The sequence below is a fragment of the Pseudomonas sp. AC247 genome (genome assembly GCF_979258015.1).
The window spans coordinates 4472556-4484961 of the sequence record NZ_OZ409829.1 but is presented as its reverse complement, the minus strand read 5'-3'; the positions used below and the strand labels follow the sequence as shown (position 1 = coordinate 4484961).

Sequence of the window (12406 nt, the reverse complement as noted above, 5' to 3'; positions counted from 1 at the left end):
GCGGGGGTTGCCGCTGGCGGTTTCGCTTTTACAGCGAGTCCCTTTGGCAAACGCCCCAAAGGAACCAAAGGTCTGTGCCCTGACGTCCGGCCCTCGCTAAGGCTCGGGTTCCTTCGTTCCGGGTTCATCCGGGGGCATCGTCTACGGTTTGCTGCGCTGCACCTCCCTCGATGCTTTCCCCGTATGAATCCCTCCACTCAGCCTCCCGACGAGCTCCAAGATCAAAAGCAGGCGAGCTGACACTCGGCCTGATTGTGGGTGCGGGTTCGCCACGATTCCATGTAGGAGCTGCCGAAGGCTGCGATCTTTTGATCTTGCTTTTGCAGGAGCCGAGCTTGCTCGCGAAGGCGGCCTGACAGCCAACTTGTTTCTGCCCGGATGTACACGATCCAATTGTAGGAGTGAGCCTGCTCGCGATGACGGCCTGACAGCCAACCATGCTCTGTCTGATTCAACACGATCCAATTGTAGGAATGAGCCTGCTCGCGATAACGGCCTGCCAGCCAACCATGCTCTGTCTGATTCAACACCATCCAATTGTAGGAGTGAGCCTGCTCGCGAAGGCGCCCTGCCAGCCAACCATGCTCTGTCTGATTCAACACCATCCAATTGTAGGAGTGAGCTTGCTCGCGAAGGCGGCCTGACAGCCGACCAATCTCTGCCTGAGTTGCCTCCATTTCCTTCCTACATCTTTTTCAGAAACCTCCGATATTGAGCCTTTCCCCCCTCGGGTGTTGTACTCCAGCGTCTGTTTTCAACCGCCTCGAGTTCACCCTTTCATGAAAAACCCACCCGTCTTCAAAGGCCGATCCGATCCCGTGTTCAATCTTCTGCTGCGCTCGCCGCACAAGCAGCGTCTGGCGGATTATCTGGCGTTGCTCAAGCCGCTGGATGATCAGGGCCGTTATCTGCCTTTCGAGGCGTTGCGTTATCGCTGGGCGTCCGGGTTGGATGTGAAGGTGTGTTGGGCGTTGGTCAAGAAGGCGCGGGTGGCGCAGTACGTCAATCTGTTGCCGTTGGGCGAGCCGGTGCAGTGGGGCAAGTATGTGCTGACGCCGTTGGCGCAGATCACGTTGTCGTTGGTGGATCGGCAGACGACTTCTGCCGCTCTGGATTACATGACCCGTCAGATCGGCGAGCAGGCGCATTGCAGTTATTTGCTGAATGATTTGATCGAGGATGAGGCCATCGCCAGTAGTCAGTTAGAGGGCGCGGCGACGACTACGCGTGTGGCCAAAGACATGCTCAGGCATCGGCGTCAGCCGCGTACGCCGGATGAGCGGATGGTGATGGGCAACTACAGGATGATGAATTTCGCTTGGGAAAAACGCGATGAGCCCATGAGTGTGGATTTGATCGCTGCGATGCATCGGGTGGGGGTGGAGGGGATTGCTGACGAGGATTATTCTCCGGGCGTTTTCCGGGCGAATGATGAGGTGGTTGTTCAGGACGGCGCGGGCAATACGGTGCATCGTCCTCCGCCCTCTGCCGGGTTGGTCTTGCGGCTAGAAAGGTTGTCGGACTGGATCAATTTGCCTGAGGGGTCACCTCAGGAGAAGGGTTATGTGCATCCGCTGATCAAGGCGATCACGCTGCATTTTGCCTTGGGTTACGAGCATCCCTTTCGCGACGGTAACGGGCGGGTTGCGAGGGCGTTGTTTTACTGGTTCATGTTCAAGAACGAGTTTGCGGCGTTTCGTTACATTGCGATCAGTTTGCTGCTGCGTAATGCGCCGGTGAAGTATGGGCGCTCTTATTTGTATAGCGAAGCGGATGAGCTGGATCTGACGTACTTCATCGAGTTTCAGTGTTCGGTGATTCAGCGAGCGGTAAGCCGGTTCACGGACGTGTACCGCAAGAGCGTGGTCTACAAGACCCATGCAGCCTGACAGAAAACCCTGTAGGAGCTGCCGAAGGCTGCGATCTTTTGATCTTCAATGCTCGACAGCAAAGACAAGATCAAAAGATCGCAGCCTTCGGCAGCTCCTACATGGGACGTTACAACGTGCCGAAGACTTTCTTCGCCAGACTCGTCGCCGCAGCGGCCGGGTTCTGGCGGATGGTTTCTTCCTGTTTGCCGATCATTTCGAACAAGCCATTCAGCGCCTGCTCGGTCACGTAGTTTTCGACATTCGCGCTTTTCGCATCGACCACACCGAACGCCGCAGCCTGGCCGGCGAACGAGTTGTACTTCTGCGCCACGCCGACTTTGTCGGTCGCCTGTTTGACGATCGGCAGGAACTTGGCGCGGATTTGTTCGCGGCTGGATTTGTCGAGGTATTGCGTGGCTGAATCCTGGCCGCCGCTGAGGATGCCTTTGGCGTCGGCGACGCTCATTTTTTTCACGGCGTCGACGAGGATTGGCTGGGCTTGGGTCACGGCACTTTCCGCCGCTTTGTTCATCGCGGTTTCGAGTTCTTCAACCTGGGCGCCCATGCCGAAGGCTTTCATTTTGCTGGCGGCTTTACCGAGTTTACCCGGCAGTTCGATTTTCACCTCGGGGTTGTTGCTGAAGCCACCCGGGGTGCCCAGTTGTTTGACGGCGATTTGCGCGCCTTGGGTCAGGGCATCCTTGAGGCCGCCGGTGGCGTCTTGTTGCGACAGGTCGCTGAGTGACAGGGCCAGAGCATTGGCGCTGATCATCAGACCGGCGCACAGGCCGGCGAAGCGAAGGGTAGGGCGGAGCATGGCGGCTTCCTTGTTGCAGAAAGTGGTGGCGGAGAATGAATTAACGAATCGCGTCGACGCGGATTTTCAGCGGCTGCGGGTCGTTGCCGTCGAGTTGCACGGCGTGGTTTTCGGTGGTGATGAACATCAGCTCGCCGTTGACTTCGATACGCGCGCTGACCGAATAACGGTGGCCGGGTTTGACCTGCGCCGGATCGTAGCTCAAGTGGAACGGCAGCGGCACCTGGCCTTTGATCGGGCCTTTCTGCTCGTCGAGCACGACCGCTGGGGCGTCGGCGAGGGAAACGTCTTGCAGGCTCACGCTCAGGGTCGCGCTCGGTGGCAGGGCGATGCGTTGCAGGTAGAACACTTCGCCATTGAGGCTGGCCTTGCCGGCGGGGGTGGTCGATTGGCAGGCGCTCAACAGCGTGGCGGCGGCGAGAAGGGTGAGTTTTTTCATCGGAACCTCTAATACTTTTGCGCCGGAAGAATCCCGGCGCCGAAGAGAAATCTAGCGGATTTTGCCATCAACGTCAGTGAACAAACGTAATGGTTTCTCCAGCCACTGCGAGATCCACTGCGATAGCCGCGAACTCAACGTAGGCGAAACCGGCGCAAGTTCGACATGCCAGGGCGTGACTGCAATGGATTGGTGATAGCGGTTTTCCACACCGCTTAACGCATAGCGCTTGCCGGGTATGACGCTGTCTGGATCGTATTGCAGATAAAACGAAACGGCGCTTCGTTCATCTTGAGTGACGCGGGTAAGTTGGGTATTCGGGTCATCAGCATCGTGCAGACTGATCGTCACGGCTTCATGTTCAGCAACGACACTGGGCTCCTGAACTTCCACATACAGAAAGCCGATCGGACTTAGATGCAGCGTCTGCCGGTGCGGGGCTGTGTTGACGATAACGAAGTAGTCCAGCGCCACCAGCAAAGGCTGTTGGTCATGGAACATTTGAACGTTGATCTGATACTTCACGCCGACATCGCTGTACTGATGCGGAAATGAGAACTTCCAGTCGACATCAAAGACTGACGAGTGCCGCCAGTCTTTAATGTTGATCGGAGAAGTGGAGTTAACCACTTTGACGCTGACCACCGTTTCATTCTCACCGCCCTCAGGAGCGCGGAAGTCTGGGGGCAGACGGAAGTCGACGGTGACGATGGGAGTTTGTTCGTGCAGCAGGCTCATCTCGATATCCTTATCGCGATTTTTAAAGTGAGCCTATTTATCCACGAATCAACTAACGGGAGAACCCGGCGGGCTCTCCGTTAGTTATCGGCAAGTTTCAGCCTTCGGCGGTTACCGCGCTTTCAGCCGCATCTTCACTGCGATGCAAGGCGACCTGGCGGATCGACAAACGAATGTCCGCTGGCAGCACGCGCTTGGCCGCACCTTCGGCCAATTCGCCGAGCAGTTCGTGGTAGCTGAGCTTGCCGGCCTCGTCGCGACGCAGCACGTCGAGGTCGAGCAAGGTCTGGATGAAATGACGGAACAGGCTCTTGTCGAAAAACTCCGGGGCGTTGAGGCCGTGGAGGATCGACAGGCGCTGGGCCATGACGGTGCAGAGGTCTTCCAGTTCTTCGGCGCTGATGCTGTTCTGGCCGCTGTTGAGCAGCAAGGACACGGTCATGTAGAAACGCTGCAAGGTCTGCGCGATGCTTTTCGACAGCAATGTCAGTAACACAAAATGCCGCGAACTTGGCGCCGGACGCAGGTAGACGTCTTTCTCGAAACGCAGCAGACCTTGCTCGACGAATGCTTCCAGCCACTGATCGACCACGGCATCCAATTCGTCCAGCGTCCAGCGAATGAACAGCTCCGATTGCAGGTACGGATACAGCGCGCGGGTGTAGCGCAGGATCTGTTCGCGGCTCATGCGCGAGGCGCTCTGGAAGAAGCTCGCGAGCAACGCCGGCAGGGCGAAGATGTGCAACACGTTGTTGCGGTAGTAGGTCATCAGGACGGCGTTCTGCTCGTCGAGATAGAGAATCTTGCCCAGCGCATCGTTCTGCTCGGACAGCAGATCCATGTCCTTGACGTGCTCGATCAAGGCACGACCATCGCCTTCCGGCAACGTGGTGTGTGGCGAGTACGGGACTTTGCGCAGCAGCGCCAGATACAGATCCAGCACCCGCGCCATCGCCCGATCGTCCAGCGCCAGCCGCGTGGTCGACAGCAGCGCCAGCGCCACCAGGTTGACCGGGTTGATCGCCGCCGCTTCGTTCAAATGCTGCGCGACTTTCTCGCCGAGGCGATTAGTGGTTTCGTTGAGCCACGCCGGTTTGAACTGTGGGCCGAGTTCCTGTTGGCGCCAGTCCGGTTGCTCGGCATCGAGGAATTCCGCCAGTTTGATCGGCTCGCCGAAGTTGACGGCGACCTGACCGAAGCGCTGCTTGAGCGCACCGATGACTTTGAAGATGTCGAAGATCGATTCTTTCTTCTTGCTCGCGCCACGCAGTTCGCCGAGGTAGGTACGCCCCTCCAGCACGCGCTCGTAACCGATGTACACCGGCACAAACACGATCGGCATGCGCGACGAACGCAGGAAGCTGCGCATCGTAATGGCGAGCATTCCGGTTTTCGGTTGCAGCATGCGTCCGGTGCGCGAGCGGCCGCCCTCGACGAAGTACTCGACCGGGAAACCTTTGGTGAACAGCGTGTGCAGGTATTCGTTGAACACCGAGGTGTACAGCGGATTACCCTTGAAGGTGCGGCGCATGAAGAACGCGCCGCCACGCCGCAGCAGGCTGCCGATCACCGGCATGTTCAAGTTGATCCCGGCGGCGATGTGCGGCGGGGTCAGGCCGTTGCGGAACAGCAGGTACGACAGCAGCAGGTAGTCGATGTGGCTGCGGTGGCACGGCACATAGATCACTTCGTGACCCTGAGCGACCTTCTGCACGCCTTCGATGTGGTTGACCTTGATGCCGTCGTAAATCTTGTTCCAGAACCAGCTCAGCACCACTTCGAGGAAACGGATCGCGGTGTAGGTGTAGTCCGAGGCGATCTCATTGCCGTAGCGCAGGGCCTGGGCCTTGGCTTTTTCCGCGGAGATGTTTTCGCGCTCGGCTTCGTCGAGGATCGCTTGCTTGACCAGTGGCTGGTTGAGCAGACCTTTGACCAGGTTACGGCGGTGGGAAATGTCCGGGCCGATCACTGCTGCTTTGAGGTTGCGGAAGTGCACGCGCAGGATCCGCTGGGCCATGCGCACAGTGCGTTCGTGACCCTTGTTGTGCTCGATCAGCTCGCGCAGGTGAATCGGTGCGGAGAATTGCACGCGGGTTTTGCGGCCGAGGACGATGATGCTCAGCAGCCGACGCAGACGTCCGGTAACTGCCCAGCTGTCGGCGAACAGCAACTTCCACGGACTGTTTTCGCTGTCCGGCGACTGGCCCCAGAACACGCTGACCGGAATGATCTGTGCGTCTTCAGCAGCGTTCTGCGTGAGCGCACTAACCAGTCGGGTCAAGGTTGGCGGTGCGCCGCGTTTGTCCTGGCGACCGAGCCAGTCGGGATCCGGCGTCAGGTAGAAAAACGCCGCCGGTTCAATCAGCGAACCCACCGACACCGGCAGCACCGGACGCGGCAGGCCGGCCTTGGTGCACTCAGTGTCGACCACCGCCAGATCGGTCAGCGAAGGGTTTTGCAGGACGTAGAACACCGGACGACTGCGGTCGAGGTTGAGGGTGAACGACGACTGGTTGATCGTCTCCGAGCGAACCCAGAGATACAACAGTCGGCGCAAGGTGCCAAACACAAGACGACGGAACGGGGAGCGGGTCATACGGCTTCTGCGTGAGTGGATAAAACCGAGCGTTTGCTCGGGCGGTCGATAGTGTGCCGTATTGGACGAAAATCGGCAAAAAAGCGGCGAAGTAATCTCCTGTTGAGACTTTTCGCGCCTGTCATATACTCGGCGGTCTGTCGCCGGGGCCCTTTTATGGACGTCGGACGCAGGTTGATGTTCCGCAAAGGCTTTCCTGCGAAAAGCCTGTTCAATAATAAAAAAGGAGTATGAACAGATGGCAACCCGTGAAACCGGCAACGTGAAGTGGTTCAACGACGCCAAGGGCTACGGCTTTATCCAGCGCGAAGACGGGGTGGACGTGTTCGTGCACTACCGCGCGATCCGCGGCGAAGGGCACCGGTCGCTGACTGAAGGTCAGCAGGTCGAGTACGCGGTGATTACTGGCGAGAAGGGTTTGCAGGCTGAGGATGTTGTAGGCCTGTAACCTTGAAGATCAAAAGATCGCAGCCTTCGGCAGCTCCTACAGGTGTACACATGACCCTGTAGGAGCTGCCGAAGGCTGCGATCTTTTGTGTTTAAGCGGTTTTCCAGGTGATTTCTTCTTCACCGTCTTCGCTGATGCGCATCCAGCGATCTGCCGTCTCTTCACCTTCTTCTTCGACCCACGTCCCCGGCGCGCAACGCACTTCGACGTTCAGCGCGGCAAACGCTGCGCGCGCGCAGGCGATGTCGTCGTCCCATGGGGTCTGGTCGCTTTCCAGGTACAGGCTGTTCCACTTGCCCACGGCTTTCGGCAGCCAGGTCACCGGCACATTGCCGGCCTTGCACTTGTAGGTCTGACCTTTCTGAACCCAGTCGGTGCACGGGCCCAGCGCGGCGCCCAGCCAGGCCGAAATGGCCTTGTGGTCGACGTCGGCGTCTTTCAGGTAAATCTCGATATCCGGTTGGCGCATGGATGTCCTCACTGCGGGTCTGAAAAATCCACTCGCGGATTTAGCCGGCCCCGGGCACTCGCCCGAGGCCAAAAGTTTATTGAAGAACGAAATAATCGTAGCGCATCGACACGGTGGTCTCGAACGGCTCGGCCTGTTCGATCACCGCCGCGCGACGCTCGGCACTGGCGCGCCAGCCGTGGGGTGTCATCGCCAACAGGTTGGCGCGATCCTCGGGCTTGTCCAGGGTCAGCTTGAATTCCAGGGTTTCACTGTGCGCCAGCGCCATGCCTTCCGGCACCAGGGCCAGATGCTTGTCGTCGGTGTACTCGCGCACTTCGTCGTACAGGCGTTCGCGCAGTTCCATCAGATGGCCGCTGGTCGGGCCGACTTTCATCAGACCGCCGCCGACGCTGAGCAATCGCTTGGCTTCTTCCCAATCCAGCGGGCTGAAAACGCTGGCGAGAAACTGGCAACTGCCCGACGCCAACGGCACACGGGCCATGCTGGCGATCAACCAGCTAATCGCCGGGTTACGTTTGCACGCGCGTTTGACCGCTTCACGTGAGATGTCCAGCGCGTAGCCATCGGCGTTCGGCAAGGCCTCGGCGATTTGCGCGGTGTAATAACCCTCGCCACAACCGATGTCGACCCAGCGCCCCGGCGCATAACTCGCCGCCAGCTCGGCCAGGCGCTTGGCCACCGGCGCGTAATGGCCGGCGTTCAAAAAGTCGCGGCGCGCCTCGACCATGGCCTGGTTGTCGCCAGGGTCGCGGCTGTTTTTGTGCTGCACCGGCAGCAGGTTCAGGTAACCCTGCCGCGCACGGTCGAAGCGGTGGCCGGCGGGGCAGACCACGCCGTTATCCACCGCATTCAGCGGCTCACTGCATATCGGGCAAGCAAGCATCAGGCGAGCAACTTGATCAGGGTCTGATAGTAGATCTCGGTCAGTACGTCGAGATCTGCCGCCAATACGCGCTCGTTGACTTGGTGAATGGTCGCGTTGACCGGGCCCAGTTCAACCACTTGTGTGCCCATGGTCGCGATGAAACGGCCATCGGAAGTCCCGCCGCTGGTCGACGCTTTGGTCTCGCGGCCGGTGATGTCCTTGATGCTCGCCGACACCGCGTCGAGCAGCGCGCCCGGTTCGGTAAGGAACGGCAGGCCGGACAGCGCCCAGTCGATGTGCCAGTCCAGATCGTGTTTGTCGAGGATGTCGGCCACGCGTTTCTGCAGGCCTTCGACGGTCGATTCGGTGGAGAAACGGAAGTTGAATACCGCCACCAGATCGCCCGGAATCACGTTGGTCGCGCCGGTGCCGGAGTTGACGTTGGAGATCTGGAAACTGGTCGGCGGGAAGAAATCGTTGCCGTGATCCCAATGCTCGGCGGCCAGTTCGGCCAGCGCTGGAGCGGCGAGGTGGATCGGGTTCTTCGCCAGATGCGGGTAAGCGACGTGACCCTGAATGCCTTTGACGGTGAGCTTGGCACCGAGCGAGCCGCGACGGCCGTTTTTCACCACGTCGCCCACCAGCGTGGTGCTCGACGGTTCGCCGACGATGCACCAGTCCAGACGCTCGTTACGCGCGGCCAGACGCTCGACCACAGCCTTGGTGCCGTGGTGCGCCGGGCCTTCTTCGTCGCTGGTGATCAAGAACGCGACTTTGCCTTTGTGATTCGGGTAGTCGGCGACGAAGCGCTCGGCGGCCACGGTCATCGACGCCAGGCTGCCTTTCATGTCCGCCGCGCCACGGCCGCAGAGCATGCCGTGTTCATCGATCAGCGCGTTGAACGGGTCGATCTGCCACGCGGTGACCGGGCCGGTCGGCACCACGTCGGTGTGGCCGGCGAAGCACAGCACCGGGCCGTCGTTGGTGCCGTGGGTCGCCCAGAAGTTATCCACATCTTCGATGCGCATCGGCTCGAGGCTGAAACCGGCATCGCCCAGGCGCTGCATCATCTGCTTCTGGCAATCGGCGTCGACCGGCGTCACGGACGGACGGCGGATCAGGTCGATGGCGAGTTGGAGGGTCGGCGAAAGGTCGGCGTGGGCCGTCATGTAATAACTCCGGGGTGCGCACGGTAAACCTGTAGGAGCTGCCGCAGGCTGCGATCTTTTGATTTTGTTTCTTGAAATCAACAGCGAGATCAAAAGATCGCAGCCTGCGGCAGCTCCTACCGAGTTTGTTGGCATTGAAAAAGGCGACCATTCTAATGCAAAACGGCGACCCGAAGGCCGCCGTTTGACGTTATGCAACAACCAATCAAGCGGCGGCAGGCTCAGGTTTGGCCGCAGGTTTCGGCAATGACGACAGGAACGCCATGATCAGCGCCGCCAGATACGGCAGCGACTGCACCAGCAGCATCACCACCCAGAAACGCATGTCGTTGCTCGGCATGCCGTTGACCAGGTAGATCCCCAGCGCCGCGCCCCACAACAGCAGCATGATGAACAGCTCTTCACGCGCTTCGGAAATCGCCACCCAGAAACCATGGTTGTCGGCGTTTTTCGGTGTGCGGAAGAACGGAATGCTGGTGGTGAAGAAGCCGTACAGCACCGCTTTGGCGATGGTGTGCGACAACGCCAGCCCGGCCAGCGCCGCGCAGAAGGCATCTTTCAGGTTCACGCCGACGGCGCGACGGTAGAGGAAGATGATCTTGCCGACCTTGAACACGAACAGCGCCAGCGGCGGAATTGCAAAGATCAGCAGCGGCGGATCGACCCGCTGCGGCACGATGATCATCGCCGCCGACCACAACAACGCGCCGACGGTGAAGAAGATGTTCATGCCATCCGCGACCCACGGCAACCAGCCCGCGAGGAAGTGGTAACGCTGGCCGCGCGTCAGTTCGGTGTCCTTGCCGCGCAGCAGGCTGCGGGTGTGGCGCTTGATGATCTGAATCGCACCATAAGCCCAGCGGAATCGCTGCTTTTTGAAGTCGATGAAGGTGTCCGGCATCAGACCCTTACCGTAGCTGTCGTGGTAATACGCCGCCGACAGGCCTTTTTCGAACACGCGCAGACCGAGTTCGGCGTCTTCACAGATGCACCAGTCAGCCCAACCCAACTCTTCCAGCACCGAGCGACGGGTCATGGTCATGGTGCCGTGCTGGATGATCGCGTCACGGTCGTTGCGGGTGACCATGCCGATGTGGAAGAAGCCTTTGTATTCGGCGTAGCAGAGCTTCTTGAAGGTGCTTTCGTTCTGGTCGCGATAATCCTGCGGCGACTGCACCACCGCGATTTTCGGATCGGCGAAGTGCGGCACCATGTGCTTTAGCCAGTTTGGGTGCACGCAGTAATCGGAGTCGATCACGGCGATCACTTCGGCGTCTTTGGCGGTGTGTGGAATCAGGTAGTTCAGCGCGCCGCCCTTGAAACCGGCCAAAGGCGAGACGTGGAAGAACTTGAAGCGCGGGCCGAGGGTTTCGCAGTAGTCACGCACCGGTTCCCACACAGCCGGGTCCTTGGTGTTGTTGTCGATGATCAGGACTTCGTAGTCCGGGTAATCGAGAGCAGCAAGGGCGTCGAGGGTCTGTTTGACCATCTCCGGCGGCTCGTTGTAGCACGGCACATGAATCGAGACTTTCGGGCGGTAATTGGAGTCGCCCTCGACCGGCAGGAACTCGCGCCGGCGTTTGTGAATCCACACCGCTTCGGCCAGCTCATGCGCCTCGGTGAGCAACACAATGAACACCCCGAGCGCACCGAGCGCCAACAGGAAGCCGACCGTCAAACTGAACCACGTGCTGTATTGCAGGCTGTAGTCGTAACCGATCCAGACCAGCACCGAACCGCAAAGGAAGGCGATAAAGGTCAGGAAGATCCGCCCACGCTGACGCAGGGCCGAGCCGTCGATCATCAGCAAAGTCAGCGACAGCAGCGCCAGCACCACCGAGCCGATCGCCAGCACGCGCCACTGCGGGATCGCCACCACCGGGCCTTCGAAGTTGAATTTCTGCTGACGCGCGGCGTTGAACACGCCCCAGTACGCGCCCACCGAACCTTCGTCGCTGGCCTTCCACGGCTGGTCAAACGCTTCGATGACGAAGTAGTTGAAGCCTTGGCGGTTGAGCTTGTTGACCAGCGTACGCAGGTAAATCGCTTGATCCGCCGGCGATGCATCGGCGCCACCGCGCATGCGACCGTTGCTCGGCCAGCCGACCTCGGAGAGCAGTAGCGGTTTTTTCGGGAAGAGCTTTTTCAGGTCGCGGGCACGGTCGAAAACGAACTGCCCAGCCTTGTCGACCGGAATAAATTCCCAGTACGGCAGAACGTGCGCAGCGATCAGGTCAACGTGCTTGGCCAGCTCCGGGTGTTCTTCCCAGACGTGCCATTGCTCGGAGGTGGTCACCGGCACTTTCACTGCCGCGCGCACACGATCGAGCAATACGCTCAGCTCTTGCGCGGTGATTTCCTTACGGAAGATCGCCTCGTTACCGACCACCACGCGAACCACGCTGCGCGAGGTGTTGGCCAGTTCGATGGCGCGGGTGATTTCCCGTTCGTTGCGTTCCTGATCGGGGCTGATCCAGATCCCCAGCGTCACGCGCAGGCCGAACTCTTCAGCCAGTTTCGGGATGTCTTGCAACGAACCGTCGACCGAGTAGATGCGGATGTTGTCCGTCAGCTTGCTCATGATCTCCAGGTCGCGGCGCATTTCTTCGTCAGACGGATACTGATCCTTCTGCGGATATTGTCCCTGCTGGAATGGCGAATAGGAGAAACCGGAGATCTGCTCCGGCCAGTTCGGCGCGGAAACCGGGCGATTGATCAGCGCCCAGAAACCGGTGAACAGGGCAGCGATTGCCAGAACCACCACCAGGTTGAGTCCAAATTTACGCGATGACATAGCTATTTCGGGTTCCAAAGGCTGTGGAACGAAGGAGTCGGTTGGCGTTGCGCCTTTCTTATTGCAAAAGGGCGCGCATCCTACACCGGCAGTCCGCCAGTCGTACATCTGACAGGGAAATGCCCGACATTGGGCAGCCGACTTTGACTTAAGTTCTTACACTTGTAGCTCGAAGCTTAAAACTTGTCGCTGTGTAG

At 59.4% G+C, this 12406-nt stretch carries 10 protein-coding genes and 1 pseudogene; 2 read left to right on the top strand and 9 right to left on the bottom strand.

The window, feature by feature from the left end; all coding sequences use genetic code 11:
• Positions 1-221 precede the first annotated feature (221 nt).
• Positions 222-677 (bottom strand): hypothetical protein, encoded by a 456-nt coding sequence (locus tag ACZZ0B_RS20455; RefSeq protein WP_463546106.1) that lies wholly within the window; start codon positions 675-677, stop codon positions 222-224.
• Between the two features lie 102 nt (positions 678-779).
• Between ACZZ0B_RS20455 and ACZZ0B_RS20450 the strand changes: the two are divergent.
• A pseudogene (locus tag ACZZ0B_RS20450) lies at positions 780-1871 on the top strand (Fic family protein); the annotation flags it as partial.
• Positions 1872-1998: 127 nt separating this feature from the next.
• Here the strand turns inward: ACZZ0B_RS20450 and ACZZ0B_RS20445 are convergent.
• The 4 genes from ACZZ0B_RS20445 to plsB all read right to left on the bottom strand — a co-directional run bounded on the left by ACZZ0B_RS20445 (position 1999) and on the right by plsB (position 6461).
• Positions 1999-2688, bottom strand: coding sequence for a DUF4197 domain-containing protein (locus tag ACZZ0B_RS20445; protein WP_053117582.1), 690 nt, complete (start codon positions 2686-2688; stop codon positions 1999-2001).
• A 40-nt stretch (positions 2689-2728) separates the two neighbouring features.
• Positions 2729-3127, bottom strand: coding sequence for a YbaY family lipoprotein (locus ACZZ0B_RS20440; protein ID WP_463546105.1), 399 nt, complete (start codon positions 3125-3127; stop codon positions 2729-2731).
• Between the two features lie 51 nt (positions 3128-3178).
• Entirely contained in the window at positions 3179-3865 is a 687-nt protein-coding gene (locus tag ACZZ0B_RS20435; RefSeq protein ID WP_463546104.1) for a hypothetical protein, read from the bottom strand.
• A 97-nt stretch (positions 3866-3962) separates the two neighbouring features.
• Positions 3963-6461 carry a glycerol-3-phosphate 1-O-acyltransferase PlsB gene (gene plsB / locus ACZZ0B_RS20430; protein ID WP_463546103.1) on the bottom strand — a complete coding sequence of 833 codons (2499 nt, stop codon included), beginning with the start codon at positions 6459-6461 and terminating at the stop codon, positions 3963-3965.
• 238 nt (positions 6462-6699) lie between these two features.
• Between plsB and ACZZ0B_RS20425 the strand changes: the two genes are divergently transcribed.
• Positions 6700-6909, top strand: coding sequence for a cold-shock protein (locus ACZZ0B_RS20425; protein WP_007908870.1), 210 nt, complete (start codon positions 6700-6702; stop codon positions 6907-6909).
• Between the two features lie 91 nt (positions 6910-7000).
• Here the strand turns inward: ACZZ0B_RS20425 and ACZZ0B_RS20420 are convergent, their stop codons facing one another.
• The 4 genes from ACZZ0B_RS20420 to ACZZ0B_RS20405 form a co-directional block, all read right to left on the bottom strand.
• The gene (locus ACZZ0B_RS20420) at positions 7001-7378 is read right to left on the bottom strand and encodes a hypothetical protein (RefSeq protein WP_150594540.1); all 378 of its coding nucleotides are present in this window, start codon (positions 7376-7378) and stop codon (positions 7001-7003) included.
• Between the two features lie 76 nt (positions 7379-7454).
• Positions 7455-8264: a putative RNA methyltransferase gene (locus ACZZ0B_RS20415; protein WP_158830720.1), complete on the bottom strand. Its 810-nt coding sequence runs from the start codon at positions 8262-8264 to the stop codon at positions 7455-7457.
• The gene (gene dapE / locus ACZZ0B_RS20410; RefSeq protein WP_122591327.1) at positions 8264-9415 is read right to left on the bottom strand and encodes a succinyl-diaminopimelate desuccinylase; all 1152 of its coding nucleotides are present in this window, start codon (positions 9413-9415) and stop codon (positions 8264-8266) included. The genes ACZZ0B_RS20415 and dapE overlap by 1 nt, the downstream gene beginning before the upstream one ends.
• Positions 9416-9620: 205 nt before the next feature.
• On the bottom strand, positions 9621-12209 hold the full coding sequence (locus ACZZ0B_RS20405; RefSeq protein ID WP_008078436.1) for a glycosyltransferase: 2589 nt from the start codon (positions 12207-12209) through the stop codon (positions 9621-9623).
• Positions 12210-12406: the final 197 nt, after the last annotated feature.